Genomic DNA, 25,898 nt, shown 5'->3' with positions numbered 1-25,898 from the left:
GCCGGATTTCCTCGCCCCGCTCCGTGTGATCGTCGCGACCGAGCGTGTGAGATGGCGCTTGGAGGCATCGGTACCGGAACCGGGCGGGTGGAATCGTAGCGGCTTACGAACAGACACAGTTACTCCTTGGTTGCGGTAAGCGTTTGATTGACAGGCGCTTACCGCTTTTTTTCGGGACCGGACTCGTATGATCGTACGAAATTCCACGAACGAATGTGGAACAGGGAACCGTAGCACAGAGCTAATATGCTGTGATGCAAACGACTACGGCGTCGTCAGGCAATGCGACACCATGCGGCACGAAGCTTGCTGTTCCAATAACTGTCATCTTAACTCCCTGAGCGTTGCAGTAATTGTTACGCTTATCTTTTCTCTTTGGCGGATCGCCACCCGTGCTTGAGGGGAGCACGGGTGGTATTTTTTTGGCCGATCACTTTAAGAACGAACCGCCGGAGAGCGGGCGCTTCAGCTCTGGGCGGATATCGCCGCTTGTGCGCGTAATGGGATTGCGTTTTTTCGGGGGCGGCGTTATTTGGATGTGGGAAGGGAAGGCCGATGATTTCAACGGGACCGCCAGGAACGGAGGTATGCAGTGAGTACATTTGAAATGGTCAGACAGCGGATCCGGTGGTATCACGTGGCCGGGCTCGCGGTGCTGGTGGTGGTGACCGCGGGGCTGGTCTGGTTCTGGTTGGAGCGCCGCCGGACCGCAGCGCTCCGGGCTGAAGATAAGACGGATCTGGCCGGCGGGGCGGAGTGAGAACACTTCCCGGGGGCATCCGCGGGTCCGCGGTATCTCCCGGGCTGAACGGCCGGCTTGCGCGCCTGCCGGAGGCGACGGAGACTCTCCGCCGGGTGAACCGCGCTCGTCGGGTCGATCTGTAGCCATGGCATTACTCACGGACAAAGTGGCGGTCGTCACCGGGGCCTCCCGAGGGGTCGGGGCGGCGACCGCCCGGCTTCTGGCAGCCGAAGGGGCCCGGGTCGTGCTCTGCGCGAGGCGGCGGGAGGGGCTCGAGCAGGCCGCCCACACGCTCGATCCGGACGGCTCGCGCTGTCTCATCGCCCCGGCGGACGTCGGGACGCTTGACGGTATGAAGGGACTGGTCGACGCGGCGCTCGGCCGGTTCGGGCGAATCGACCTGTTCATCAACAATGCCGGGGCGGGAGTCCGCAAGCCGATCGAAGAAACGACCGAGGGGGAATGGGATCTCATGTTCGCCGTCAACGTCAAAGCGGTCTTCCGTTCCCTGCGCGAACTGATCCCGGTCATGCGGCGGCAAGGGGGCGGGCACATCATCAACGTGTCGTCCATGGCCTCCACCGCCGGGCAGCCGACCCTGGGCCCCTACGCCGCTTCGAAAGCCGCGCTCAACCTGCTCACCGAATCGGCCGGGGAAGAGCTGCGCAACGACAACATCAAGGTGTCGCTCGTCATGCCGGGGTCAATCGCGACCAATTTCCTCGCGCGGGTCGCCGCCGATCGCAATCCCTCGCCCGCCGCCAAGCCGCGCCTGACGCCGGAGCAGGTGGCGGCGATGATCGTCGCAATCGCCGCGCAGGATGCGGGCGTGTGGACCTCGCGGGTCCACATACGGCCGCTGCGCACCAAGTAGGCAATCCCCTCTGCGCCATCGCCACGGGGCGGGCATGCCCCGGTAAATTCCGCCAATTCCCGCACCATCGGCGCCTGCGTAGGGAGTGCGTAGGGCCGGGGGACAGACTGTGTCGCGAGCGGCCGCGCAGCCGTGACAAAGTTGCGGGACGGCGAAAATAATATTTGACAATATACATCGTTTTACTCTATGTTGATCCTACAGTAACGCTGCCGGCGGCGGTTCCGGCCGCCGGCGACCATACCCTACAACGTTCTATACCATAGCGAGGCAAGGAGACTTTATGGGAAGTATCCTGCGGACCGCCGTGTATCGGCGGTTTGGGGCGGGAGTGCTTGCCGCCGTTTTCCTGTGCTGTCCGGTCGCGCCGGCACTGGCGCAAACGGGGTCGATTTCCGGGATAGCCTTCGAGGACATCGACTGCGACGGATCCCGTGACGCCCACGAGGCGGCCTTGGGGAGCATCAAGATTTACCTGCGGGGCCAGGCGGGCGGGCAGCCGCCGACGCTGGACTCGACGACCACGAATGCCGACGGGGCATACTCGTTTGCGGGGTTGAGCAGCGGCGACTATGACCTGTCGTGCGCGGTCCCGGACGGGTATGTGCAGCGGGGGCCGGTGTCGGTCGACTACCGTTTCGCCCATGGCGGAAGCGGGACCATGGGCGGGATGGATTTCACGTTCCGGGCGGAGGCGGGCTGCGACACGGTTCCGACGTACTGCCCGGCCGGGGTGGCGGACAATTTCGATCCGGCCAACGGCTCGGAACCGTCCTCGCCCAGCGCCGACCTGGCCGCGCAGATGGCGACGTGCGGGTCGTCCCTCCCGTTTTTCGATCAGCCGGCCTCGGGGGCGTGTTTCGGGCACACCTTCAGCGGCTGCTGGGATCCGTGCGACATCGTACGCGGCGAGCTGCGCCTGGGCCTGCGGGCCTCGGCGGCCGGCAGCCAGGATGACGAACTCCTCCTGGGGGACTGGCCCTCGCCCGGACGCATCTGGGGCGCCTCGCTGAGCCACCTGCTGGAGATCAAGACGGGCGGGGCCGATCCGAGCTGGGATCCGGGCGACACGATGACGCTCGTGCTCGATCTCGGGCGGCTCCCGCTGGCCGACCGCGGCCTGACCAACGTGCTCGCCGCCGTGCAGGATGGCGACCTGGATGTCTTCATCGGCAGCGAGACGGAGATCGATTACCTCACGGGAAAGATGGACGGCGGCTGACCCTTGCCGGAAGCTGAACTTCACGGTGTGAAGTATGACGACAAGAACTGCAACGGCACTTTCGACGCAGGGGACGTTCCCCTTCCCAATTGGATTATCGAGCTCAACACGATCTGGTGGGGTTACCAGTACGACACCACCGATGCGCTCGGGCAGTACGCTTTCTACAATCTGAACGCCGGCTACCACGTGCTCAACGAGATTCAGCAGCCGGGGTGGGTGCAGACGGCGCCGTCGAGCGTCAACTACCAGTTGTTTATCCCGAGTTTCAACGCGGTCATCAACAACCTGGACTTCGGCAACCTCGACCCGCAGTTGTGCGACACGACGATGGCCGATACCTGCATGGCCGGGGCGAAGGATGATTTCCTGGGGGGGACCCCGAGATTCCCACGCCGGCGCCCTACCTCCAGTCGATCCTGCTGGAGATGTGCGCGGGGTCGCCGGTGCTGAATTTCGACGAGTTTGCGCGCGACCGCTGTTTCGGCCACACCTTCAGCAACTGTTTCGACACGGCCTGCTGTGTGGTCGGGGCGCAGTTGTGTTTCAAGGTGCGCGCCACCGACCCGGGGGCGACCGATGACTTCATCCGGCTCGGCGAGGGAGCCAATTCCAACTTCCTCTACCAGATCAGCCTGAGCCAACTGCTGGCGATTCACACGGCCGGGGCCGACACGGTCTGGAATTTCGGCGACACCATGACGGTCTGCCTCGATCTCGGCAACCTGCCCTACGCCGGGCCTTACAACGTCTCGAGCATGATCGCGGCGCTCCAGGACGGCACGCTCGACTTCATGATGATCGACGACACGCAGATCGACTACCTGGAGCTGATTGTGCAGCGGTGCTGCCCGTCGCAGCAGTACTGCAGCATCAGCGGCGCCAAGTTCAACGATCTCGATCACGACGGCAAGCAGGATCCGGGCGAACCGGGGCTGCCGGGCTGGACGATCAACCTGTTCTACCAGGGCGGGCCGCTCTACGCGTCCGCCGTCACCGACGCCAACGGCAACTACACCTTCGCCAACATCCCCTGCTCGACCTACACGGTCAGCGAGGTGAACCAGCCGGGATGGGTGCAGACGACACTGCCGACCGCCTACACGGTGACGACGGCGCCGGGCCTGCCGGCGGTGAATATCAGTTTCGGCAACTGGATGTGCGGGGGCGGCAACAGCGGCGTTCCCGACACGTGCTGCGTGAAGCCGCCGGCGAAGATGCTGGCCTGGTACCCGCTCGATGAGGCGGCGCCGGCGACCGCGCTCGACCTGGCCGGCCACGACAACAACGGCACGCAGCTCGGGAGTTTCGGTTTCGCGCCGGGCATGGTCGGCGGGGCGTATGAGTTCGGGCCGAATGTCCCCAATCTCGACATCGTGCGGGTCTACAATGATCCGTTCGTAACGATCGGGCCGGGTGATTTCAGCGCCGATGCCTGGATCCACCCGCGGAGCTTCGGCGCCAACTGCGCGGTGTTCAATCAGAATGTCGGCAACCAACCCTGCGTCGACCCCATCTTTGACAACCGCCAGTGGTTCTTCGGCGGCTCGGGTCTCGACGGCGTCTGCTTCTTTGTCGAGGACGATGGCCAAGGGACGGGGACGGCTTTCCTCGGCCTCATCATGAGCAGTTTTCCGGCGCCGCAGACGGTGTTCTACAGCCCGCCCGGAACCGTGCAGCTCAACCAGTGGCAGCACGTGGCGGTGACGGTGTCGCGGACAACCGGCGGCGGGACGCTCTACCTCAACGGCGCGCCGGTGGCGACCTTCACGCCGCTCACCGGGCCGCTCTACAGCACCAACAGCGGGCCGATCCTGGATATCGGGCACGGCACGTTCCTGAACACCGGCGGCTGCTATTTCACGAACCGGTACTTCGACGGTTTCCTCGATGAAATCGAGATTTTCAACCGGGCGCTCACTCCGGCCGAGGTCCAGGGTCTATATGAGGCGGGAGCCACGGGCAAATGCAAAGTGCGCTGCCGCGTGCCCACCGTGGTCTTCTGCAAGAACCAGACCACCCGGCCGCTGGCGTTCACGGTGTGCAACGACGGCGCCGCGAGCGCGGCTCTGAACTGGTCGCTGGCCGGGATGGCGTCGGGGTCGGGCTGCAATTTCAACGGCGCCGGCCTGGTGTTCACGCCCGCGAGCGGGCTCACCGCGCCGCTTGCCCCGGGCGCCTGCACGACGATCACGGTGACGGTGACCCGGCCGGCCGGATTCAACCCCGGCGCCGTGGCCTGCTACAGCCTGAGCGTGCTCAACCCGATGAACGGCTCGTCCTCGACCTGCGAAGGGCAGATCAAGGCCGGGTTCGGCAAATGGTGCGCCACCATCATCGGCCTCCCGATCGACCCGATCGGCATCGGCCTCGGCGGGGGAAGCGGCACTGCCCGCGTCATGGTGACCAACGACGATGACCCGACCGGATCGCTCTCCTACGGTCTCCAGGTGCTCGATCACGACGGCGCGCCGTCGCAGGCCGTCAGCCTCAACGGTCTGCAGCCGGGCGAACCGGTCCTGGGCAACCGGATGATTCCGCTCGGGACGACGCAGGAATTCGAGGTCCAGCTCACGGCCCTCCTTTGGCCGGGCCCGGGTCCCGAAAACCTCGTGCTGAGCATTGATGAGGACGGCGACGGAGTACTGGATCGGACAGCCGACGTCGGGGTGGAAGTGATCTCGTTCGCCGACTGCAACGGCAACGGCGCGGATGACGCTCAGGATATTCTGAGCGGTGTCTCCACCGACGCCAACGGCAACGGCGTTCCCGACGAGTGCGAGGCCGTGTGCACGGAGGCGTACTGCCGCTGCCCGGTGTGCGGCGACGTGAACGGCGACGGGCAGGTGAAGGTGTCCGACCTGACCCTGTTCGTGTCGTATCTGTTCCGCGGCGGATCCGCGCCGGTTCCGCTCGCGGTGGCCGACGTGAACGGTGACGGGCAGGTGAAGGTATCTGACCTGACCCTGTTCGTGTCCTACCTCTTCCGCGGCGGTCCGCCGCCGACCTGCGGTTTCTGATCCCCCGGTGGGATAGAATTGACGCCTTGGGGCAAAAAGCCGCGTCCGGTGATCCGGGCGCGGCTTTGCCTTGGTCGACGCCGGGCGCGGCAGCCGGGGCGCGCCTGGCGGCAGGGCTGCCGCGGCGCGCCGCCGCGGTATACGAAACCAAGGAGGGCGGTGAGATCGGCCACGTCGAGGCCGCCGGAAGCATCGATGTCGGCCTCGGCCGCGCACGCCGGCGGCCGGCCGCCGGCGAACATGTACGCGATGAATTGGGCGAGGTCGTTGACGGTGATGCACTCCGGCAAACACCGACCGTCGATATCGCCGCGCCGCTCGTCGCCCCCGCAGCATCCGGCCGTCGGCACCGAGTACGGCCACCGGTCGCCGCCGTCCTCGTAGACGCCGGGGGCGGTCCGGTGTTTCCACGTCAGCATCGCCGTCGGACCGTCGAGCTCCACCAGCACGTAGCCATACTCCTTCTCGTGGTGCACGAGCATCGGAGTCCAGATCCCGTTGGCGCCGTCGTACGCCCCGCCGGCGTAGAGCGGCGCTCCGGCGGTGCCGACTACATACTGGTGAAGGTCGTCGGCGGAATCGGAGTCGCTGTCGGCCAGACGGGCGTGATCGTAGAAGTGGTCGTGGCCGCAGAAATAGACGCGCGCCCCGGCGGCCGCCAGGCTGTTCCAGAACGTATCGCGCTCGCCTGGGTAGTCATCCAGGCAATCGTCGTGATCAACCTTGAAGGCAGGCATGTGACCGAACACGAAGATGTGCTCCGCCGCGGTTGTGTCCAACTGCGCCTGCAGCCAGGGCAGGTTGATCCGGTTCCGAATGAGCACCTGGTCCAGGCCGATGACCAGGGCATTGCGTTGGGTGAAGGCGAAGGTGAGATTCACCTCGTTCTCCGGTCCGTTGGCGGGCAGCGCATAGGGACCGGGGAACACAGTGTGCGAGGGAGCAAGGCTGGCCCGTCGTGGTTTCCCCGGCACGGGAACACCCCGATGCCGGCATCGTAGAGAGGCTGGGTCAGAGCGCGCCAGAGGAGGGCGAAGGCTCCGAGCGCAACGGTTCTGCTGACGAATGACATCTTGCTGCTCCTGCCGAAAGAGGGCTGTCTGTTGGGATCTCCGCCGCCATGTGCCGGATTTGCTGCGGGGAGTCAACAACCCTCTCGCCCGCCCGTTTAGGCTCTTGCGCCGCCTGCAACGGTGTGTTACCATGGCACTTGCCACACTGTCGATGGGAACGGAGAAGAATCGTATGGCCGAGAAATACATCTTCCACATGTACGGCGTCAACAAGTTCTACGGGCAGAAGCAGGTGCTCCGCGACATCAACCTCAGCTTCTACCCGGGGGCCAAGATCGGGATCGTCGGCGAGAACGGCGCCGGAAAAACCACCGTACTGAACATCATGGCCGGCCGCGACACCGAGTTCATCGGGCACGCTTTTATCACACCCGGCTACCGGGCCGGGATGGTCGAGCAGGAGCCGCAGCTCGATCCCCAACTGACTGTCCGCCAGACCATCGAGTCGGCCTTCGGGGAGACCAAGGCTCTCCTGGACGAGTACAACCGGCTGGCCGACAGCATGGCGGCGCCGGCCGACGACGCGGCGATGCAGAAGGCGATGGACCGGATGGGCGTGCTGCAGGACAAAATCGAGGCCGTCGACGCCTGGAATCTCGACCAGCGGCTCAAGGTGGCGGCCGATGCGCTGTGTCTGCCCGAGGACGACCGGATTGTCGGCACGCTGTCGGGCGGCGAACGGCGGCGGGTGGCGCTGTGCAAGGTGCTCCTGGAAAAACCCGACCTGCTGCTGCTCGACGAGCCGACCAACCACCTCGACGCCGAGACGATCAACTGGCTGGAGGAGCAACTGCGGGAATACCCGGGAACCGTGATCATCGTGACGCACGACCGGTACTTTCTCGACAACGTGACCCGGTGGATTCTCGAGTTGGACGGCGGGCACGGGATCCCGTGGGAGGGGAACTACAGTTCCTGGCTGGAGCAGAAACTTGCGGCGCTGGCCGAATCGGAGAAGAAGAATTCGCCGCGGGCCCGGGCGCTGGAGCGGGAGTTGTCGTGGATTCGGATGAGCCGGGGGGACCGCACCGAGCTGACCCGCGCGCGCATGCGCGAGTATGAGCAACTGGTGGCGCGCGAAACGGCGGCCGCCAAAGGGGCCGAGGCGGTCATCCGCATCGCCCCCGGCCCCGAACTGGGAAGCCAGGTGATCGAGTTCCGCGAGGTCGGCATGGGATACGACAGCCGGCGCCTTTTTGAGAACCTCTCGTTCGCCGTCCCCCGCAGCGCCGTGGTCGGGCTGGTCGGACCGAACGGCGCCGGCAAAACGACGCTGCTGAAGATGGTCACCGGTGACGTGGCGCCGTCGGAAGGACAGGTGGTGATCGGCTCGACGGTCCGGTTGGCGTATGTCGATCAGGAGCGTGAGGCGCTCGCGGGCGGCCGGAGCCTGATCGAGGAAATCGGCGGCGGGGCCGAGGAGATCATGATCGGCAAGCGGGCGGTGCCGATTCGGCAGTACCTCGCCCAGTTCGGATTCAAGGGCGCCGCCCAGCAGAAGATGGCGAGCGAGCTGTCCGGCGGCGAGCGCAACCGTTGCCTCCTGGCGAAAGTGCTCAAATCCGGCGGCAACGTCCTGCTGTTGGACGAGCCGACCAACGATCTGGACGTCAACACCCTTCGCATGCTCGAGGAGGCGATCCTCGATTTCTCCGGCTGCGTGCTCGTCATCAGCCACGACCGGTTCTTCCTCGACCGCATCGGCACCCACCTCCTCGTGTTCGAGGGCGAAGGGAAGGTGCGCTGGTTCGAGGGGACTTTCTCCGAGTACGAGGAGTGGCGAATCCGGGAGATGGGCGACCGCCTGTTCGAGAACCGGCGGAACCGGTACCGGACAATCGTGCGGGCCTGAGTGCGGGCCGCGGTGCGGGCGGCGTTTTAACCTTGCGCCCGGCATGAGAATTCCCCACCCTGCCGGAGTATAAGGAATCGGAAAAAGAGTATGCCGCAGATTCGCGCCACCCGACTGGAGAAGGGAGAAGGCCGGGCCGAGACCTGGCTGAGCCGGTATCTCCCGTACGGCACCCGCCGGCGGAAGATCGCTCTCTGGGCGGGTCTCCCGCTGGCCATCCTCCTGGTGCTCTATTTCATCATGGACAATATCGTGATGATGCAGGTGACCCGCCACGGCGAGGAATTCACGCTGCCCAATTTCGAGGGGCAGACCATGATCGAGGCCTCGGTCACGCTGGACAACCTCGGTCTCAGCGGCGAGGTGGCCTCCTACGAGTTTGCGCCGGGGACCCCCAAGGGGGTGATCATCAACCAGTTCCCGCGGGCCGCGACCAAGGTCAAGGACGGCCGGCGGATCAAGTTTGTCGTCTCGGCCGGCCAGAAGATGATCACCATCCCGTCGCTCGCGGGCGAGTCGGTGCGGCAGGCGATGCTGGATCTGGAGACGGCGGGGCTGAAGCTGGGCGAAATCGCCTGGGCCTTCTCCGACACCCTGCCGGAGCGCGTCGTCGTGTTTTCGTACCCGGCGGCCGGGACCGAAATCCCGCTCGGCGCGCCCGTGAACCTGATGGTCAACCGGGGGCGGGCCTCCAGTTTCACCTATGTGCCGCACGTGGTCGGGCTGACGCTCGCCGAGGCACAGAAGCGGATCGAGGACAAGAACCTCCGGGTCGGGGTGGTCACGTACAAGAAGGACGACGCCTATCTTCCGGAGACCGTGCTGGAGCAATCGGACCCGCCGGGGGCGGAACTGGACATTCACACCGAGATCGATTTGGTGGTGAGCAAGACGGACTGAGGGGCGGGGACCCGCCGCCATCTCGACCGCAGATCTCACGATTCTCACGGCACCCGCGATGCCCGATAGGCTTCTCATCTCCTCCGCCCCGGTGTCGCTGACTCGCCCGATGCAGGCGATGGTCGCGAAACTGTATTCCCCCGCGTTGCTCCCCGCGGTCGCGCTCGAACGAATCACCTATCTCTCCGACAGTCTGAAAGTCAGCGGCTACCTCGCGCGGCCGGCGGCGGAGGGGCGGTACCCGGTCGTGATCTGGAACCGCGGCGGCTACCGGGAGCACGGGGCGCTCGATGATTTTCGCGCCATGCTCATCCTCGGCTCGACCGCCCAGTGGGGGTATGTCGTGCTGGCGACGCAGTACCGGGGGAACGCCGGTTCGGAGGGGACCGAGAGCTGGGGGGATAAGGATGTCGACGACGCGCTCAATCTGATTCCGCTGGCCGAGACGCTCCCCTTCTGCGACCCGCGCCGGATCGCTATCGAAGGTGCGAGCCGCGGCGGGATGACGACCTATCGGGCGCTCGCGCGCGAATCCCGCTTTCGCTGCGCGATCGTGCACGCCGGACTGGCGGATCTCTTTGCGCTGGCCGAACTCCGGGGGCAGATGCGCTCGTGGCTGGACGAGCTGTTCGGTGACCTCTCCCCGGCCGAGAAAGAGCGCGAACTGGGGCGGCGGTCGGCGGTGTATTTTGCGGACCGGTTTCCCGACCACGTGCCGCTGCTCATGCTTCACGGCAGCGCGGACACGCGCGTGCCGCTGTCGCAGTCGGAGGCGCTGGCCGCCGAACTGGCGCGGTTCGGCAAGCCGCACCGGCTGGTGGTGATCCCCGGCGGAGGGCATGTGGCGCTCAAGGACGGCTCCTATCGGGAGGTGGATCGCCATCGGAAAGCGTGGTTGGCGCAGCACCTGGTCGGGTAGGGATCGGGCGACGGGGCCCCGGCCCGCCGCCGTAAACTTACGGAACCTAAATCCTCTTGGTGCAGCGATAGTTACGGGTGCAGCAGGAGAGCCTCCCCGAAGCCGCCATTCGTATAAACTTCTTGCGGTACAAACGGTTTTGGTTATATTGTTGAGCTTTGCGCCGACCGGCGGTTGAATGTGGACCAGTCGGTCGGACCGAAGTGGTGTGTCTTTTTCCGCCCGGCCGCGGCGTTGTTGTCGACGGTTGGAGGAAGACGGCATGGAGACTCTGGTGCAGCTCGCGTGCGGAGCGGGCGTTTTGATGTTTCGGTAGTATGTTTAGCGCGTTAAGCGACAAGCTCGAAGACGTCTTCAAGAAACTTCGCGGCGCCGGCCGGTTGTCGGAGAAGAACATTCGCGACGCCATGCGCGAGGTGCGCCAGGCGCTGCTCGAGGCGGACGTCAACTACAAGGTCGCCAAGCGCTTTGTCGCCGCCGTCGAGGCCAAGGCGGTCGGCGAGGAAGTTCTCCGGTCGATCGAACCGGGCCAGCAGGTGATCAAGATCGTCCACGACGAGCTGGTCCTCCTGCTCGGCGGCAAGGCGGAACCGCTCGCGCCGCTCGACCGCGCGCCCACGATCTTCATGGTGTGCGGGCTCCAGGGCTCGGGAAAGACGACGCTCTGCGGGAAGATCGCTCTCTGGGCGAAGCGGAAGAACAAGAAGCCGCTCGTGGTGGCGGCCGACATCTACCGCCCGGCCGCGGTCAAGCAGCTGCGCGTGCTGGCCGAGTCGATTCAGGTGCCGCACTTTTCGCTCGATGGCGCGGCGCCGCCGGAAATCTGCCGCGAGGCGCTCCGCCATGCCGAGCGCAGTTTTATCGACCTCGTCATCCTCGACACCGCCGGCCGTCTGCACGTCGACGAGGAGATGATGGTCGAGCTGCAGCAGATCAAGGAGCAGGTGCGCCCGCACGAGATTCTCCTTGTGGCCGACGCGATGACGGGGCAGGACGCGGTCAATGTCGCCCGCGAGTTCCACGACCGGCTGGCGATCACCGGGGTGGTGCTGTCGAAGCTCGACGGCGATGCGCGGGGCGGGGCGGCCCTGTCGATCCGCGAGGTGACCGGCACGCCCATCAAGCTCGCCTCGGTCGGCGAAAAACTCGGCGACCTCGAGCCCTTCCATCCCGACCGGCTCGCCTCCCGCATCCTCGGCATGGGCGACATCGTCACCCTCGTCGAACGGGCGCAGGAGCACATCGACCAGGCGCAGGCCGAGAAGATGCAGCAGAAGCTGCTCCGGGCCAAATTCGATTTCGAGGATTTCCTCGAGCAGATGGAGCAGATCAAGAAGATGGGGCCGCTCGACTCGCTCCTGCAGATGATCCCCGGGGTGGGAAAAGCGCTCAAGGGGGTGTCGGTTGAGCCGAAGGAGATGGAGCGGATGGCGGCGATCATCAAGTCGATGACGATCGAGGAGCGGCGCAACCCGGGGATGATCGACGGGTCGCGCAAGAAGCGGATCGCCGCCGGCTCGGGGAATTCGGTGCAGACGATCAACCAGCTGCTCAAGCAGTTTACGGCGATGCAGAAGATGTTTCACAATATGAATAAAGGAAATCTGAAAGGGATCCCGAAGGGGATGCTTCCTTTCGGATAAGGCCGTGAGAAGGAGGAAGGATTTTTGGCCGTTCACATTAGACTGCTTCGGATGGGCAAGAAGAAACAGCCCTTCTATCGGATCGTCGCGGCGGATTCCCGCCGGGCGCGCGGCGGGCGCTTTCTGGAAGTGCTCGGCACCTACAACCCGATCAAGAAGCCGGCCGCGGTGAGTCTGCTCGAGGACCGGGTCACCAAGTGGCTGGACGACGGCGCCGTTCCCTCGGATACGGTGCGCTCGTTGTTGACCCAGACGGGGATGATGGAGAAGTACGCCAGGGCGAAAGCCGGCCAGGACGTCAGCGCGATCCAGATCCGCCCGACCATCACCGAGCGCCGCAAGCGCACTCGGCGGATGAAGAAGGCGACCGTCGCGGCGGCGGCCGACGCGCCCAAAGCCGAGGCCGCTCCGCCCGCGGGAGAGAAAACCGAATAGCGCGACCGTCCGGCGCGGACCAGCCAACGGAACTTAGCCTGAACCGCTTACGCGAACTGCGATTTCGGAGACGGAAAAAGGAAGGACCCAGCCATGAAGGAATTCGTCGAGTACATCGTCAAGTCGGTGGTGGACAATCCGGATGACGTGGAAGTCAGCGAGGTCCAGGGAAGCCGCACCACGGTCTACGAACTTCGGGTGGCCCAGGCGGATCTGGGGAAAGTGATCGGCAAGGCCGGGCAGACGGCCAAGGCGATTCGCACGCTCCTGGCGGCCGCCGCCGCGCGGCGGGGCAAACGGGCGGTGCTGGAAATCCTCGAGTAGCCGGAGTCCGCAGTGGAGTACGTGCGCGTTGGCTGGCTGGGCCGCACCCGCGGCGTCGGCGGCGATGTCTGGGTGACCCCCGACACCGATTTTCCCGAGCGGTTTCTCGGCCTGAAAGAGATTTTCGTCCGGAACCGCGACCAGTGGGAACGCCTCGCCATCGCCCACGCCCTCCTCATCGGCGGCCGGCCCGTCCTCCGCTTCGCGGGGATCTCCTCGCCCGAGGAGGCGCGCCGGCTGACCAACCGGGAACTGGCGGTCGCCCGCGACCGGGTGTGCGAGCTGCCGGCGGGCAGCCACTACATCTTCGAGTTGGTCGGCTGCGCGGTGTACGACGAGGCCGCGGTGCTCATCGGCGAGCTGGTGGACGTGGAGTCGTACCCGGCCAACGACGTGTACGTGATCCGGACTCCGGAGGGCGGCCGCAAATGCCTGCCGGCGGCGCGGCCGTTCGTAAAGGATATTGACACGGCCGGCAAGCGGATCGTGATCGACCCCGCCGGCCTGTTCGACGCGGCCGGCGCGGCGCCGCGCGACACCGGCAATGAAATTTGAACTGATCACGCTCTTCCCGGACTACTTCCGCCTGGCCCTCGGGCAGTCGCTTCTGGGAAAAGCGCGCGAGCGGCGGCTCTTTGACATCGAGGTGATCAACCTGCGCGACTTCGCCACCGACCGGCACCGCACTGTCGACGACACCCCCTTCGGCGGGGGCGGCGGCATGCTCCTGAAAGTCGAGCCGCTCGACCGGTGCCTGGCCTCGCTCGGTTACCGCCGGCGCGGGCAGGACGGTCCGCCCCATGAGCGGGAGCGGATCATCCTGACCTCGGCGGCGGGTGCGACCTTTCGCCAGGACGCGGCCGTGCGCTACTCGCTGTGCGAGCGGGTCACGATCATCTGCGGGCACTACCTCGGCGTGGACGAGCGGATCCTGCAGTTGTACGAAGTGGACGAGGTGTCGATCGGCGACTATGTGCTGACCGGCGGCGAACCGGCCGCGGCGGTGCTGGTCGATGCGGTCGCCCGGCTGATCCCGAAAGTGCTGGGGAACTTCGAGTCGGCGCTCGAAGACTCCTACATGAACCAGTTGCTCGGCACCCCGAGCTACACCCGGCCCGCCGTGTACGAAGGCCTGGCCGTGCCGGAGCCGCTGTTGTCGGGCAACCACGCCGAGATCCGGGACTACCGCCGCCGCCGCGCGCTTGAGCGGGCGCTCGAACGCCGGCCCGACCTGCTGGCGGCGGCCGAACTGACCGATGAGGAGCGCGCCTGGATCGCCCGGCGGCGGAGAGAACAGGGCGCGCCGCCGGCCGACAGCGCCGGCGCCGCCGATGAAAACGAGATGTAGCGATTACATATTGAACCTGAAAGGGATACTACGATGAAACGCATTGCCCAACTCGAAAAAAGCATGAAGCGGGAGGATGTCCCCGCGTTCGGCTCGGGCGATACGCTGCGGGTCCACGTGAAAATCAAAGAAGGGGACAAGGAGCGTATACAGGTGTTCCAGGGAACGGTGATCGGCCGCCGCGGCGGCGGCGTCGGCGAAACGTTCACCGTCCGCAAAATCTCCGGCGGCGTCGGCGTCGAACGCGTCTTTCCCCTCCACTCGCCCAACGTGGCCAGAATCGAGAAAGTGCGCAGCGGCAAGGTCCGCCGCGCCAAGCTCTACTACCTGCGCGAGCTCACCGGGAAGTCGGCCCGTATCCGCGAGCAACTCACGGAGTCGTCCGACGACCTGACGGCGGACGCAGCCGAGCGGGACGCCGCCGGCGAACCGACCGGGCCCAAGACGCCCTCCGGTTCGGCGGCCGAGAGCACGGACGAGCCGACGGCGTAAGGCCGCAGCCCGTGTGACGCGGCAGGCGCCCGGCCTCTGGGCGCTTCCCGCCGACCTTTGCCGTTCCCGGCCATGGCCAGCGAGGTCATCAAAGTCTGCCCCTGCTGCGGTGAGCCCTTCACCCTCCAGGACATCGTCTTCCGCCGCGACATCCTGCCGATCGGGATGTTGCTGGAGGACGACGATCTCCGGCACAACTTCTACTATTTCAACCACCTCGCGCCATCCTGCGGAACCACTTTCACCATCCCCGTCGAACTCCTGCGGGCGCAGATCGTCGGGGAGATTCCGTCGGAGCGGCTGAGCGGGACAGCCCGGTGCGGCCGGCACTGTTTGGATCTGGCCGACACCGGTCCGTGCGACCGGGAATGCGCCTACGCACCCTACCGGCGGCTGCTGCAGTATCTGAAAGACGTGCGGCGGGCCGACCGCGCGTCCACACCGCGAATTTAGACGGCCCTCGCCGAGCTGTGCCGCGGGGTCATTGCCGCCGCGGCAATCTCCCGATCACGCCTCCACGACAGTGAACGTGGTGTTGCCGTAGGCGCGGCGCTGCTGAATCGAAAAATCAAGAAAGTCGATGCGGCCGGTCTCGGAACTGTCGTGCTGGCAGATGAGGAGGCCGCCGGGGGCGGAGAGCGGGTGTTCGCGGAGCGCGGCCAGCGTGCGGTCGATCATCCCCCGGTACTGCGGGGGCGCGAGCATGATTACGGGCCAGCGGCGGGAGTCGTCGGACAGGTGCGCGATTGTCCGGAAGACGTCGTCGCGCAGGCAGCGGAGGCGGTCGGCGACGCCGAGCGCAGCCGCCTGGCGGTTGATGGCATCGGCTAGCAGCCGCTCCTGCTCCACCCCCAGGGCGAACGCCGCGCCCCGCGAAACCGCCTCGAACAGGTACGAGCCGGTGCCGCTGAACAAATCGAGGTAGGCGGCGCCCTCGAGGTGGGGGGTGAGGAAGTCGAAGATCGCCTTGCGCACGCGGGAGAGGGGCGGGCGGGTCGAGCCGAGATCCGGGGCCGTGATGCGCCGCCCCTTGAGATCGCCCGCCACGATAGTGAATTCGAACTGCCGCTGCTTCCGTCGCCTCATGCTTTCCACTCGCTTCCCCGCCCGCAATATACCCCCCGGCGGCCGCTAAACACACGGCTTTTCCGCGCCGATAGAATGGGGGAGAGCCGGATTTTTGTTGCCGGGACGGTCCCGGCGCGGCCTAGTTGCGATATGGCGGACCTCATGACGACCCACATGCGAAAAACGGCTTCCCTGCCGATCGACGACGTCGCGGGGATGCTGGCGAACCTCGGATTCCGCACCATGTGCGGCGTCGACGAGGCCGGGCGGGGACCGCTCGCCGGACCGGTGGTGGCGGCCGCCGTCATTGTGCCGCACGGGTTCGCTCTCGACGGACTCACTGATTCCAAGCTCATGACGCCCGCGCAGCGCGACGAGGTGTTCGCCCGGATCGCCGAAGCGGGCTTTCCCTGCGCGGTCGGCATCATCGACCACGAGACCATCGACCGGGTCAACATTCTGAAAGCCTCGCTTCTGGCGATGCGCCGGGCGGTGATGGAACTGCCCGCCCCTCCCGAGTGCGTGATTGTCGACGGCAACCACACGATTCCTAACCTGGCCTTCCCCCAGTACGCGCTCGTCCACGGCGACCGGCTCTGCCCGGCGGTCTCGGCGGCCTCGGTGATCGCGAAAGTGACCCGCGACCGGATCATGGATCGCATGGAACGCCTCTACCCGCAGTTCCGGTTCTCCCAGCACAAGGGGTACTGCACGCCCGCCCACCTCGAGGAACTCCGCGCCCACGGGCCGTGCGAGATTCACCGCAAGTCTTTCGGCCCCGTCGCCGAACTGCTCCAGTATGCCCTCGTCTAAGCGCCCCCGCGGCAAGGGGACCGGCCGGGTGGCCGCCGGCCGCCGCTACGAACGGCTGGCCGCCGATTTCTTCCGCGCCAACGGTTTCGAAGTGAGAGCGCAAAACTTCCGCGCCGGAGCGCGCGAGATCGATCTCATCGTGCAACGCGACCGCCTCGTCGTGTTCGTCGAGGTGAAAGCCGCGCGCGACGAGAGCTTCGGGCACCCGGCCGAACGGGTCGACGGACGCAAGCGGGAACACCTCGTGGCCGCCGCCCGGCGCTACATGGGCGAAAACGACCTGAGCGGCTGCGATCTGCGCTTCGACTGCATTACCTTTGTCGGGGGACAAATCGAGCACTATCCCAACGCGTTCCTGGTCGAGGAGTAGGCGCCGGCCGCTACTCGCGGCGCACCCGCACCCCGGGGGGCGGCGCCGAACCGGCCGAGGTTTCCGCGGGCGCCGTCCGGATCCGCACCAGCGAATCCACGAACCGGCTGACCTGGCGGAAGTAGTCCCCGGAGGCCGACGGATCGGCGCGCAGGCGGTCGACCCGGACGCGGAGCGAGTCGGCGGTGAGGTTCTCGGCGGCCAGCAGAGAGTCGCGCCAGGCCAGGAAGACGGCCGGGCGGTCGCGGTACTCGGCTGTGCCGACCCAGATCCGGGCGGTCAGCAGGGCGAGGTGTGCGCGCTCCGCCTGTGCGGCCGCGCGGCGGTGCTGCCGGACGTATGCGTACCCGCCGACTGCAAGGAGGACGAGCGCGAGGGCCAAAAGCCGCCTGAACCAGACCACGATGCCACCAACTTTCGGTTGACGCGACGCGTAAAACTCTGTAAACTACCGGGCTTTTCACCCGAGGTCAAGGCTGAACAATGGAACTGACTTACCCCATCCGGCGCCGCAAGAGCAAGGCGGTCAAGATCGGCAGCGTGATCATCGGGGGCGGGTTCCCCGTCGCGATCCAGTCGATGACCACGGCCGATACACGCAACGTCGAGGCCACGGTCGCGCAGACGCTTGACCTGTTCGCGGCCGGCTGCGACATCGTCCGCCTCTCCGTGCTCAACCATGAGGCCGCCGACTGCCTGCCCGAGATCCGCCGCCGCGTGCCCGACCGCCCCCTCGTCGCCGACATCCACTTCCAGTACAAACTGGCGCTCAAAGCGATCGCGGCCGGGTTCGATAAGATCCGCATCAACCCGGGCAACATCGGGGCGGAGTGGAAAGTCCGCGAGGTGACCCGGGCGGCCCGCGACGCCGGCGTGCCGATCCGCATCGGGGTCAATTCCGGATCGCTGCCCAAGGATCTGCTCGAGACCTACGGCCACGACGATCCCCGCGCCTTCACCGAGGCGGCCCTGCGGGAAATCGCGGTGCTCCAGGACATGGGGTGCGCCGACATCGTGATTTCGGTCAAATCGACCAACGCCGAAACGGCCTTCTGGGCCTACCACATGCTCGCGGCCCAGACCGAGTACCCGCTCCACGTCGGGATCACTGAGGCGGGGACGCTCGAGACCGGGAGCCTCAAGTCGGCGGTCGGAATCGGGGCGATCCTCATGACCGGGATCGGCGACACGATCCGGGTGTCGCTCTCGGCCGATCCCATCCACGAACCGCGGGTGGCCCGGCAGATTCTCACCGCCTGCAACCTGAAAAACGAGGGGGTGCAGGTGATCGCCTGCCCGACCTGCGGCCGCTGCCAGATCGACATGATCCCCCTGGCGGAGTCGGTCGAACGGAAGACGCGCCACATCAAAACGCCGCTCAAAGTGGCGGTCATGGGCTGCGCCGTGAACGGGCCGGGGGAAGCCGCGGCCGCCGATGTCGGAATCGCGGGCGGCGACGGGATGGGGATGATCATCCGCAAAGGGCAAATCATCAAGCGCTTCCCCGAGGCCGAACTGGAGCAGCGGCTCCTGGACGAGATCGAAGAGCTGACCGGAGAAAAGATCCCGCGCTAGGCGGCGCCCCCGCTCCGGACGCCGCCTCAGTCCTCGTACATGTCGAAGAAAACCCTCAGGACCTCCTGCCAGCGTCGCAGACGGTCCCGGAACTCCGCGAATTCGGAATCCGACGCCAGCCAGGCCTTCTTCACATCGTAGCCTTCGGCTCTCCCTTCCAGCTCCAGCAGGACGTTCACCAACTGGCTGTCGGGACCGAGCCGGTACCGGCCCCCGAGCATGACTTCCTTCCAGAGATTGAGGTCGAGGGGTTTGGAGTAATTTCCTTTGCCGATGGGGAGGGCGAATTCGGCGGTCTGGGCCAGGTCGAGGTAGGCCGGCAGGGCGGCGGGGTCGAGCAGCAGCCCGGATGCCCTGAACCCATAGGAGCCCATGCCATCCTGCACGTATTGAGGGGGCCAGACAAATCGCAGGAAGATGCGATAGGGAAGCGCCGGACAGCTGTAGGGCGTCTCCCCGCAATAGGCATCGAGGAAGTTCTTGATGTGAGAGTCACGCAGCGCCGGGACCGCGGGAATCAAGGCGGAGTCCGAGGGCAGCCGGCTCAGGATCAACCGCAGTGCATCTTTGACGCCGGGTACGATTTCGACATCTTCCGTCTGCCATCGTGATTCACCGGTCCACACGGGTTGCTGACGGGGAGGCGCGAGGGCCAGCTCGATCGTGTGTACGAAGCCGGTCGTGGTTTCAATCGCGACGGCGGCGCTGGAGCTGGTGCGCGTCAACCTCTGCACCACGGCGGAGGCGACCGCGACGCCCAGGCCGACATCGCTCACTGAAGCAGAACGGAAGCGCATGCCGACTGATGATGCCGTTTCCGCCGTCACGGATGCGGAAGCTGCAGCCGCGAATTCCTCCACCCGCTCGGTCCGGTACCTGAGCGTGAGCATAAGATCCGGATTCGACTCCACGATCTGATACCCCCGCCTGGCGAGAAGTTCTCCTGCGATGGAGGCGAGTTGATCCTGGAGCAATTCCTCGTGGCCCGGCATCGGATCGGTGGTCCCCTCCACCCGGATCTGAATCGACTGCCCGATCGGGACCGCCTGCCCCTCGCCGAGCACCCGCGTCCACGGCCGCCATACCTCATAGCGCGGGACGGTGGCGCCGCAGCCGAGGATCACCAGCGGCAGCAGCCCGAAGACTACAAAGTGTCTCACCTGTTCTCCTCCCGGTGACCGTTGTGTTGGCGATCAGGGTTCGCACCCGACCCGCATGCGCCGACGGCTGCGATACCCCCGTGTTCTAATTGTGCCTTTCGCTCCCGTATTCTATGGCGGCCGCCGCGGCCCGTCAACTCTAGACGTTGCCCCCGGCTGTTCCGGCCGCCCCCCGCCGCGGGATTTGCCGGGACCGCGAAACTGCTTGCGTCGGGAACGGCCGCTGTGTTCAATGGGGGATCCGAAACCGACTGTCCGGCAGCTTGTTTCGAAACGGAGACCCGCCCCATGAATCGCATCTTGATCGCCCTGCTGTTGTGCCTCGCCGCCACGCCGCCCTCACCGACCGCGAACGTCAAACCGCGAGTCAGCCTCCAGCCTTCCCTCCGGTACGGGTTCGGGGAGACCGAGTACGTGCTCGACGCCCGATGGTACGACGACGAGGGGGTGCTCCAGCATCTGAAAAGCCAGCTTGAGTTCCCGCTGGACGGCCTCTATGCGGGGCTGGAGGGGAGGGTGCGCTGGAACCCGGCCTCGACCAAACCCTGGGACTCGAAACTGAGCGTGTCCACCAACCTCAGCGACCCGGCCGGCGACATGACCGACCGCGACTGGTCGACCTTCTGGGAGAGCGGGAGCGAGACGTTCTACCTCCCGTCGTTCACGGAGCTCTCCAGCACCGTGTCCAGCGCCGAGTCGCGGTCCTGGGTGGTTGCGGCCGAGGTGGGCAAGGTACTCGCGGCCGGGCCCAAGGGGAGCATCCGGCTGTTTGCGGGCTACCGCTACCAGCATATCGCGCAGAAGGCGATCGGGATCTCGGGGTGGCAGATGGTGAATGTCGGGGGGGAACTCGTCAAGGGCTACTTTGACGGCTCCCGCGACGGGACGACCTTTATCGATTACGAGGTCACATTCCACAGCCCGCAGGCGGGCCTCGGGCTTTCCCTCGCCGTCACCGACCGTGCGGCGGTGGCCGCCCGGGCGGCCTACGCGCCGGTGTTTGCCTCCGACCGCGACGACCACGTGGTGCGGAATTTTCTCTCGGAGGCCTCGATCAACGGCCACGGCGTCATCGGCGAAGCGGAGGTCGAGTGGGAGTTGGGCCGGGGGGATAGCTGGGGGTTGTTTCTCTCGGCCGGCGGCGAATTCCTCTATTTCTCCGCCTCCGGCACCGGCACGCAGTTTTACTACGGCGACGACCCCGGCACGCGCAACGAAGATGAGACCGGGCAATACGCGGCCGGCGTGCCGCACGAGATCCACACCACCCAGGGGCGCGTCGGGCTGGGCCTGGCGCTGCGCTTCTAGTCGGCCGGCTTGGCCGGCGTGACCATCACCGATTTCTCACGCTCCACCGTCACCAGCCCCGGCTTGGCCTTGCGGGGCTTGCGGACATAGCGGCGCTCGGTGTAGATCACCGGGACGAGCGTGTCGTTGCGGGCTTTCGAGAACCAGGCCGCGATCGCCGCCGCCTCGGCAATCTCCTGCTTCGACGGCACGAACGACTTGTTCGGGTGTTTGATCACCACGTGCGAGCCGGGACACTGCTGCGCGTGCAGCCAGATCTCGTGCGGCTTGGCGTACTCGAAGGTGGTGCGGTCGTTGTCGGAACCGTCCTTCCCCACCCAGATCGTCAGCCCCGTGGAGAGCGTGTAGGCGCGGAAGGGGAGGCGCGGCGCGGCATCCTCGCGGGTCCCCTCTTTCGGCAGAAGCGCCTCGAGGTCGGCGCGGTAGCGCTCGCGCGCGGATTCGAACTGCCGGCCGAGTTCCGCCTGCATCCGCCGGAGTTCCTCGAGTTCCTGGCGGCTGATGTCGAGCCGCCGCTGCAGCAGCTCCAGCCCCTCCCGCCCCTTGCGGTATCTTCGGAAATAGACCTCGGCGTTCTCGGCCGGCCCGAGCGCCGGATCGAGCGGGATCGTGAGCGGCGTATGCGGGTCGGCGTAGACGTCGTCAACCGTGATCGCCTCCATGCCCCGCGCGAGAGCGTCGAAATTAATCTGCAGGAGCTCCCCGAATTTCCGAAACTTCTCGAAATCGGCCGCCTCGGCCAGATCGGATTCGATGTTCCGGATGCGCCGCTCGAGCCGCGCGATCGCCCGCCCGACCGCCGCGAGCACGGTCTTCTCCTCATCCTCCTGCTCGACCGTCGTCTGGCGCCGGGAGGCCATCTGCATGACCGCCAGCGAGAGGGACTTGAATTTCTCCGGCGGTTCGGCGACCGAGGCCAGTTTGAAGGGGTAGGCCTCGAGGCGGCCGCCGACTGTGTAGAGGCAGCCGGTCTCAGGGGTGCGGAACCGCTCCGCCAGGTCGCGCACCGCTCCCGCGACCGCGGCCAGAGCCTCCGGCGAGCGGTCGCCGGGCTCAGTGCGGCTGCGGTGGACCGCCTCGACCGCGAGGGTCCGGTTGAATCCGGTGACGTGTCTCTGGAGCAGGGCGGCGGCGCTCATCCCGGGAGCTTCGTCCAAATGCGCGGCGAGCGCCTCGGCGGCGGCCGCAAACGGATCCAGTCCGGCGAACGGTTCGGGGGGGGCGTAGATCCCGCCGGGGGTGAACTCGCGCTTGCGCAGGGTGCCGCGGAGGCGGCCGTCGGCATCGAGCAGCCAGAGGTTGCCGTTGGCCCCCATGGCCTCGCACACGACGCGGGATTCGGTGTCCCCGGCGCGAAAGTGAAGCGCAAACAGGCGGTCCAGGCCGAACGGCTCGACGCCGGCGACCAGCGCCCCGTCGAGGTCGAAAATCGGCCACGGTTTCTCTTTCGTCTCGATCGTCACTTTCGAGGCCGGCACGACGAAGACCCCGGCCCCGTGCGGGTGGTACAGGAAGCCGAAGGCGACGCGCGTGTGGGGGCCCTTGACGAACAGGTACGCCGCGCGCTCCTTCTTGTAGAACTCGGTCGAGGCCACCCGACCGCCGACCATCTCGCGGCGGATCTCGTCGATCAGGCTCAGGATGTGAAGGGCGGTCTGCATGGCGGAATATAGGAATCGGGGCGGGGATCGCAAGCGTTCGGGAGCGGGCGCCCGGTCGCCGCGCCACTAGGCTTCCGGCGTACCGTCCGCCCGGCGGTCCCCGAATGCGTCGCGGAGGATCCGGGCGTGGTCGAACGCCAGCGGCCGGCCGAGGTAGGCGCGGGTGCGGACAGCGCGGGCGGCGTCATCCCCGCCGGCCAACACCCCGCCGATCGGCTCCGCATGGTACACGACCGAGACCGTGTGCCCGCGCGGGTCGCGCGCGGGGTCGGAGTAGACACCGACCAGCCGATCGAGGCGAATCTCCAGACCGGTTTCCTCTCTGGCCTCGCGGACGGCCGCCTCCTCGACCCGCTCGCCGTACTCGACGAAGCCGCCGGGGAGGGCGAGCCGTCCCTTGTACGGTTCATGGCCGCGCTCGATCAGGACAATGGAACCGTCGGGGAACTCGATGATCACGTCGACCGTCAAGGCGGGGGATCTCATGGCTGTTCTCCCATTTGTCGTCATTCCTTCCGCAATATGAGCGGCCCGGGCGGTTCGGCGCAAACCCTTTCGCCCGGGCGGAAACGGATCGCCGGCCAACGGGTATAAGGCGGTGAAGGGCCGGGAAATCCGGCCGGGTTTTTCGCCCGAAAAACCTGTCGTGTCCATCGTGCTTAGGGCGGAGCAGCTCCCTGCTCCGCTTTTTTGTGCGACACCCGCCCGCCGCGGCCGCCGCGCAGGCGGCCTCCGCGCCGTTGACAGGAAGCGCCTCGCGGTCGTATTCTCTCTTGTGCAGGAAATCCCAACCCGTGGCAAGGAGCGAGCGATGAAGTACGGTGCGCGCAATCAGATCCGGGCGAAAGTCACGTCCGTGAAGAAGGGGGACGTCATGTCGCTGGTCAAGTTCCAGATCACCCCTCCGGCCCAGGCGGCCTCGGTGCTGACCACCGAGTCCCTCAGCGACCTCAAGCTGAAGAAGGGGGATGAGGTCATCCTGGTCATCAAGGCGATTCACGTGCTGCCGGTGAAAGACGCCTGAGAACACCCGCTGGGGCGGCGCGATAACAAGGCGGGAGCCCGGGGCTCCCGCCTTGTTCATGGCCGCCGGTGCGGCCGGTTATCTGCGGGGGCCGATCATCTCCTCGGGGCGCACCACTTCGTCGAACTTCTCCGGCGTCAGAAGCCCGAGCGCCACCGCCGCTTCCTTGAGCGTCGTCCCCTCGGCGTGGGCCTTCTTGGCGATCTTGGCCGCGTTGTCGTACCCGACGTGCGGGTTGAGTGCGGTCACGAGCATGAGCGAGTTCCGCAGGTGGGCGGCGAGGCGGTCCTTGTCGGCCCGCAGGCCGACCGCGCAGTGCTCGTTGAACATCTCGCAGGCGTCGGCGAGCAGCCGGATCGACTGGAGGACATTGTAGATGATCACCGGTTTGAAGACGTTCAGTTCGAAATTGCCGGACATTCCGCCGATGTTGACTGTGACGTCGTTGCCCATCACCTGCGCGCACACCATGGTCATCGCTTCCGGCTGGGTCGGGTTGACCTTGCCGGGCATGATCGAGGACCCGGGTTCGTTTTCGGGGAGGATCAGTTCGCCGATGCCGCACCGGGGCCCGGAGCCGAGCCAGCGGATGTCGTTGGCGATTTTGAACAGGGAGGCCGCCAGCGTCTTGAGCGCGCCGTGGAACTCCACCAGCGCGTCGTGGCTCGCGAGCGCCTCGAATTTGTTCGGCGCCGACACAAAGGGCAGGCCGGTCAGGCGGGCGATCGTTTTCGCCGACCGTTCGGCGAATTCCGGATGGGTGTTCAGACCCGTGCCGACCGCCGTGCCGCCCAGGGCGAGCGGGTAGACCCGCACGAGGGCGCCGCGGACCCGGTCAAGGCCGAGGGCCAGCTGGGCGGTCCAGCCCGAAATCTCCTGGCCCAGCGTGAGCGGCGTGGCGTCCATCAAGTGCGTGCGCCCGATCTTGATGATGTCCCGGTACTCCTCGGACTTCTGCCGCAGCGTGTCGTGCAGTTGCGCCACCATCGGGATCAGCCGGCGGTGGGTCTCCTCGGCGGCGGCGATGTGCATGGCGGTCGGAAACGTGTCGTTGGAGGACTGGGCCTTGTTGACGTCGTCGTTCGGGTGAATCGGCTTCTTGCTGCCGAGAACACCGCCGGCCAGTTCGATCGCCCGGTTGGAGATCACCTCGTTGGCGTTCATGTTGGTCTGGGTGCCGGAGCCCGTCTGCCAGATCACCAGCGGGAAGTGCTCGTCGAGCTTCCCCTCGATTACCTCATCCGCGGCCCGGACGATCAGCTCCCCTTTGTCTTTGGGCAGCGTGCCGAGCTCCATGTTGACCAGGGCGGCGGCTTTCTTGAGGATCCCCATGGCGCGGATCAGTTCGCGCGGCATGCGCTCGCCGCCGATGCGGAAGTTGTGCAGGGACCGGGCGGTCTGGCAGCCGTAGTAGCGGTCGGCCGGCACCTTCATCTCGCCCATCGTATCGGTTTCGATGCGGTATTCCATAGAGCCTCCCAAAGGCGCCCGCGGGCGCAGGGTTGTGATGTGATTCGCAGTGTCCGGAGGAAGTATACGCAATTCGCGCCGCGGGGCAAGCGGGGGGCCGGGTGCGGGGCTTCTCCGGCCGGGGGCGCCAAAGAGAAGGGCCGGGTCACTTGCGTAACCCGGCCCGAACCTTTAAGCGCCCGCTCTACCAGCGTTCGCGGTCGCCGCGATCGCGGTCGCGTCCGCCCCCGCGCCCGCCGCCGCCCCCGCCGCCTTCGCGCGGACGGGCTTCGCTGACCGTCAGGGCGCGGCCGCCGTAGTCGCTCCCCTGGAGGCCGTCAATCGCCGCCTGGGCCTCTTCGTCATTCGGCATTTCGACAAACGCAAACCCGCGGGACCGACCGCTCACCCGGTCCATGATGATCTTGGCCGAGGTCACGGTGCCGTACGCCTCAAACTTCGCCTTCAGCTCCTCTTCATCAGTGCTGAACGGAAGATTGCCAACGTAGATATTCATCGCATCAAACTCCAAAAAAAGACTAGTTGCCGGTTTTCATGTTCCCCCGCTGCGCGCACATCAGGTCATAGGGCACTCCTCCCAAGCGACACCGTTAACCGTTGATCGG

The 25,898-nt window shown here is 66.3% G+C and carries 28 protein-coding genes; 20 read left to right on the top strand and 8 right to left on the bottom strand.

The window, feature by feature from the left end:
- Positions 1 to 592: 592 nt before the first annotated feature.
- From KA261_06360 to KA261_06340, 5 genes are all read left to right on the top strand, one after another.
- Positions 593 to 760 carry a hypothetical protein gene (locus tag KA261_06360; GenBank protein MBP7697416.1) on the top strand — a complete coding sequence of 56 codons (168 nt, stop codon included), beginning with the start codon at positions 593 to 595 and terminating at the stop codon, positions 758 to 760.
- A gap of 127 nt (positions 761 to 887) precedes the next feature.
- Positions 888 to 1,616, top strand: coding sequence for an SDR family oxidoreductase (locus KA261_06355; protein MBP7697415.1), 729 nt, complete (start codon positions 888 to 890; stop codon positions 1,614 to 1,616).
- A gap of 283 nt (positions 1,617 to 1,899) precedes the next feature.
- Entirely contained in the window at positions 1,900 to 2,838 is a 939-nt protein-coding gene (locus tag KA261_06350; GenBank protein ID MBP7697414.1) for a hypothetical protein, read from the top strand.
- 27 nt (positions 2,839 to 2,865) lie between these two features.
- The gene (locus tag KA261_06345) at positions 2,866 to 3,291 is read left to right on the top strand and encodes a hypothetical protein (GenBank protein ID MBP7697413.1); all 426 of its coding nucleotides are present in this window, start codon (positions 2,866 to 2,868) and stop codon (positions 3,289 to 3,291) included.
- Positions 3,267 to 5,858, top strand: coding sequence for a hypothetical protein (locus KA261_06340; protein ID MBP7697412.1), 2,592 nt, complete (start codon positions 3,267 to 3,269; stop codon positions 5,856 to 5,858). The genes KA261_06345 and KA261_06340 overlap by 25 nt, the downstream gene beginning before the upstream one ends.
- Here KA261_06340 and KA261_06335 read toward each other — a convergent pair.
- On the bottom strand, positions 5,816 to 6,739 hold the full coding sequence (locus KA261_06335; GenBank protein MBP7697411.1) for a hypothetical protein: 924 nt from the start codon (positions 6,737 to 6,739) through the stop codon (positions 5,816 to 5,818). The two genes, KA261_06340 and KA261_06335, sit on opposite strands and share 43 nt — an antisense overlap.
- Before the next feature lie 364 nt (positions 6,740 to 7,103).
- On the opposite strand from KA261_06335, the gene ettA reads away from it, so the two are divergent.
- From ettA to KA261_06285, 10 genes are all read left to right on the top strand, one after another.
- Positions 7,104 to 8,783, top strand: coding sequence for an energy-dependent translational throttle protein EttA (ettA, locus tag KA261_06330; protein ID MBP7697410.1), 1,680 nt, complete (start codon positions 7,104 to 7,106; stop codon positions 8,781 to 8,783).
- Positions 8,784 to 8,873: 90 nt separating this feature from the next.
- Complete coding sequence (locus tag KA261_06325) at positions 8,874 to 9,683, top strand: PASTA domain-containing protein (protein ID MBP7697409.1); 810 nt, start codon at positions 8,874 to 8,876, stop codon at positions 9,681 to 9,683.
- Between the two features lie 58 nt (positions 9,684 to 9,741).
- A complete protein-coding gene (locus KA261_06320; protein MBP7697408.1) occupies positions 9,742 to 10,602 on the top strand; it encodes a S9 family peptidase in 861 nt (286 codons plus the stop codon).
- Between the two features lie 317 nt (positions 10,603 to 10,919).
- Complete coding sequence (gene ffh, locus KA261_06315; protein MBP7697407.1) at positions 10,920 to 12,245, top strand: signal recognition particle protein; 1,326 nt, start codon at positions 10,920 to 10,922, stop codon at positions 12,243 to 12,245.
- 24 nt (positions 12,246 to 12,269) lie between these two features.
- Positions 12,270 to 12,680: a 30S ribosomal protein S16 gene (gene rpsP / locus KA261_06310; protein MBP7697406.1), complete on the top strand. Its 411-nt coding sequence runs from the start codon at positions 12,270 to 12,272 to the stop codon at positions 12,678 to 12,680.
- A 93-nt stretch (positions 12,681 to 12,773) separates the two neighbouring features.
- Positions 12,774 to 13,004, top strand: a complete 231-nt coding sequence (locus KA261_06305) for a KH domain-containing protein (protein MBP7697405.1) — start codon at positions 12,774 to 12,776, stop codon at positions 13,002 to 13,004.
- 12 nt (positions 13,005 to 13,016) lie between these two features.
- A complete protein-coding gene (gene rimM, locus KA261_06300; GenBank protein MBP7697404.1) occupies positions 13,017 to 13,559 on the top strand; it encodes a 16S rRNA processing protein RimM in 543 nt (180 codons plus the stop codon).
- The gene (trmD, locus tag KA261_06295; protein MBP7697403.1) at positions 13,549 to 14,352 is read left to right on the top strand and encodes a tRNA (guanosine(37)-N1)-methyltransferase TrmD; all 804 of its coding nucleotides are present in this window, start codon (positions 13,549 to 13,551) and stop codon (positions 14,350 to 14,352) included. Before rimM ends, trmD begins: the two co-directional genes overlap by 11 nt.
- 33 nt (positions 14,353 to 14,385) lie before the next feature.
- Complete coding sequence (gene rplS, locus KA261_06290; GenBank protein ID MBP7697402.1) at positions 14,386 to 14,844, top strand: 50S ribosomal protein L19; 459 nt, start codon at positions 14,386 to 14,388, stop codon at positions 14,842 to 14,844.
- Positions 14,845 to 14,916: 72 nt separating this feature from the next.
- Entirely contained in the window at positions 14,917 to 15,297 is a 381-nt protein-coding gene (locus KA261_06285; protein MBP7697401.1) for a hypothetical protein, read from the top strand.
- A gap of 54 nt (positions 15,298 to 15,351) precedes the next feature.
- Here the strand turns inward: KA261_06285 and KA261_06280 are convergent, their stop codons facing one another.
- Positions 15,352 to 15,930, bottom strand: coding sequence for an RsmD family RNA methyltransferase (locus KA261_06280; protein MBP7697400.1), 579 nt, complete (start codon positions 15,928 to 15,930; stop codon positions 15,352 to 15,354).
- A gap of 144 nt (positions 15,931 to 16,074) precedes the next feature.
- Between KA261_06280 and KA261_06275 the strand changes: the two genes are divergently transcribed.
- Both KA261_06275 and KA261_06270 read left to right on the top strand, forming a co-directional pair.
- Complete coding sequence (locus KA261_06275; GenBank protein ID MBP7697399.1) at positions 16,075 to 16,725, top strand: ribonuclease HII; 651 nt, start codon at positions 16,075 to 16,077, stop codon at positions 16,723 to 16,725.
- Positions 16,712 to 17,095, top strand: a complete 384-nt coding sequence (locus KA261_06270) for a YraN family protein (protein MBP7697398.1) — start codon at positions 16,712 to 16,714, stop codon at positions 17,093 to 17,095. Before KA261_06275 ends, KA261_06270 begins: the two co-directional genes overlap by 14 nt.
- A gap of 10 nt (positions 17,096 to 17,105) precedes the next feature.
- Here KA261_06270 and KA261_06265 read toward each other — a convergent pair whose 3' ends face one another.
- Positions 17,106 to 17,498, bottom strand: a complete 393-nt coding sequence (locus KA261_06265; GenBank protein ID MBP7697397.1) for a hypothetical protein — start codon at positions 17,496 to 17,498, stop codon at positions 17,106 to 17,108.
- Positions 17,499 to 17,578: 80 nt separating this feature from the next.
- Here KA261_06265 and ispG point away from each other — a divergent pair, with 80 nt between their 5' ends.
- Complete coding sequence (gene ispG / locus KA261_06260; protein MBP7697396.1) at positions 17,579 to 18,670, top strand: flavodoxin-dependent (E)-4-hydroxy-3-methylbut-2-enyl-diphosphate synthase; 1,092 nt, start codon at positions 17,579 to 17,581, stop codon at positions 18,668 to 18,670.
- A 26-nt stretch (positions 18,671 to 18,696) separates the two neighbouring features.
- On the opposite strand, the gene KA261_06255 is transcribed toward ispG, so the two are convergent.
- Positions 18,697 to 19,830 carry a hypothetical protein gene (locus KA261_06255; protein ID MBP7697395.1) on the bottom strand — a complete coding sequence of 378 codons (1,134 nt, stop codon included), beginning with the start codon at positions 19,828 to 19,830 and terminating at the stop codon, positions 18,697 to 18,699.
- 288 nt (positions 19,831 to 20,118) lie between these two features.
- Between KA261_06255 and KA261_06250 the strand changes: the two genes are divergently transcribed.
- A complete protein-coding gene (locus KA261_06250; protein MBP7697394.1) occupies positions 20,119 to 21,138 on the top strand; it encodes an omptin family outer membrane protease in 1,020 nt (339 codons plus the stop codon).
- On the opposite strand, the gene KA261_06245 is transcribed toward KA261_06250, so the two are convergent.
- Positions 21,135 to 22,799 carry a DUF814 domain-containing protein gene (locus tag KA261_06245; protein ID MBP7697393.1) on the bottom strand — a complete coding sequence of 555 codons (1,665 nt, stop codon included), beginning with the start codon at positions 22,797 to 22,799 and terminating at the stop codon, positions 21,135 to 21,137. The two genes, KA261_06250 and KA261_06245, sit on opposite strands and share 4 nt — an antisense overlap.
- 66 nt (positions 22,800 to 22,865) lie before the next feature.
- Positions 22,866 to 23,285, bottom strand: a complete 420-nt coding sequence (locus KA261_06240; GenBank protein MBP7697392.1) for an NUDIX hydrolase — start codon at positions 23,283 to 23,285, stop codon at positions 22,866 to 22,868.
- Between the two features lie 325 nt (positions 23,286 to 23,610).
- Here KA261_06240 and KA261_06235 point away from each other — a divergent pair, with 325 nt between their 5' ends.
- Entirely contained in the window at positions 23,611 to 23,823 is a 213-nt protein-coding gene (locus KA261_06235; protein ID MBP7697391.1) for a TOBE domain-containing protein, read from the top strand.
- 78 nt (positions 23,824 to 23,901) lie between these two features.
- Here KA261_06235 and fumC read toward each other — a convergent pair whose 3' ends face one another.
- Together fumC and KA261_06225 are read right to left on the bottom strand one after the other, a co-directional pair.
- Positions 23,902 to 25,293 (bottom strand): class II fumarate hydratase, encoded by a 1,392-nt coding sequence (fumC, locus tag KA261_06230; protein MBP7697390.1) that lies wholly within the window; start codon positions 25,291 to 25,293, stop codon positions 23,902 to 23,904.
- Positions 25,294 to 25,477: 184 nt separating this feature from the next.
- Complete coding sequence (locus KA261_06225; GenBank protein MBP7697389.1) at positions 25,478 to 25,789, bottom strand: RNA-binding protein; 312 nt, start codon at positions 25,787 to 25,789, stop codon at positions 25,478 to 25,480.
- Positions 25,790 to 25,898 lie beyond the last annotated feature (109 nt).

This window comes from Candidatus Zixiibacteriota bacterium (genome assembly GCA_017999435.1).
Lineage (GTDB): Bacteria > Zixibacteria > MSB-5A5 > GN15 > FEB-12 > JAGNLV01.
The sequence above is the reverse complement of the archived record's forward strand: the minus strand, read 5'-3'. Positions and strand labels throughout refer to the sequence as shown.

Coding starts and splice junctions, on each gene's coding strand:
- KA261_06355 (MBP7697415.1), top strand. CDS start 888: ATGGCATTACTCACGGACAAAGTGGCGGTCGTCACCGGGGCCTCCCGA.
- KA261_06350 (MBP7697414.1), top strand. CDS start 1,900: ATGGGAAGTATCCTGCGGACCGCCGTGTATCGGCGGTTTGGGGCGGGA.
- KA261_06340 (MBP7697412.1), top strand. CDS start 3,267: ATGTGCGCGGGGTCGCCGGTGCTGAATTTCGACGAGTTTGCGCGCGAC.
- ettA (MBP7697410.1), top strand. CDS start 7,104: ATGGCCGAGAAATACATCTTCCACATGTACGGCGTCAACAAGTTCTAC.
- KA261_06325 (MBP7697409.1), top strand. CDS start 8,874: ATGCCGCAGATTCGCGCCACCCGACTGGAGAAGGGAGAAGGCCGGGCC.
- KA261_06320 (MBP7697408.1), top strand. CDS start 9,742: ATGCCCGATAGGCTTCTCATCTCCTCCGCCCCGGTGTCGCTGACTCGC.
- ffh (MBP7697407.1), top strand. CDS start 10,920: ATGTTTAGCGCGTTAAGCGACAAGCTCGAAGACGTCTTCAAGAAACTT.
- KA261_06305 (MBP7697405.1), top strand. CDS start 12,774: ATGAAGGAATTCGTCGAGTACATCGTCAAGTCGGTGGTGGACAATCCG.
- trmD (MBP7697403.1), top strand. CDS start 13,549: ATGAAATTTGAACTGATCACGCTCTTCCCGGACTACTTCCGCCTGGCC.
- rplS (MBP7697402.1), top strand. CDS start 14,386: ATGAAACGCATTGCCCAACTCGAAAAAAGCATGAAGCGGGAGGATGTC.
- KA261_06285 (MBP7697401.1), top strand. CDS start 14,917: ATGGCCAGCGAGGTCATCAAAGTCTGCCCCTGCTGCGGTGAGCCCTTC.
- KA261_06280 (MBP7697400.1), bottom strand. CDS start 15,930: ATGAGGCGACGGAAGCAGCGGCAGTTCGAATTCACTATCGTGGCGGGC.
- KA261_06275 (MBP7697399.1), top strand. CDS start 16,075: ATGACGACCCACATGCGAAAAACGGCTTCCCTGCCGATCGACGACGTC.
- KA261_06270 (MBP7697398.1), top strand. CDS start 16,712: ATGCCCTCGTCTAAGCGCCCCCGCGGCAAGGGGACCGGCCGGGTGGCC.
- ispG (MBP7697396.1), top strand. CDS start 17,579: ATGGAACTGACTTACCCCATCCGGCGCCGCAAGAGCAAGGCGGTCAAG.
- KA261_06250 (MBP7697394.1), top strand. CDS start 20,119: ATGAATCGCATCTTGATCGCCCTGCTGTTGTGCCTCGCCGCCACGCCG.
- KA261_06245 (MBP7697393.1), bottom strand. CDS start 22,799: ATGCAGACCGCCCTTCACATCCTGAGCCTGATCGACGAGATCCGCCGC.
- KA261_06240 (MBP7697392.1), bottom strand. CDS start 23,285: ATGAGATCCCCCGCCTTGACGGTCGACGTGATCATCGAGTTCCCCGAC.
- KA261_06235 (MBP7697391.1), top strand. CDS start 23,611: ATGAAGTACGGTGCGCGCAATCAGATCCGGGCGAAAGTCACGTCCGTG.
- fumC (MBP7697390.1), bottom strand. CDS start 25,293: ATGGAATACCGCATCGAAACCGATACGATGGGCGAGATGAAGGTGCCG.
- KA261_06225 (MBP7697389.1), bottom strand. CDS start 25,789: ATGAATATCTACGTTGGCAATCTTCCGTTCAGCACTGATGAAGAGGAG.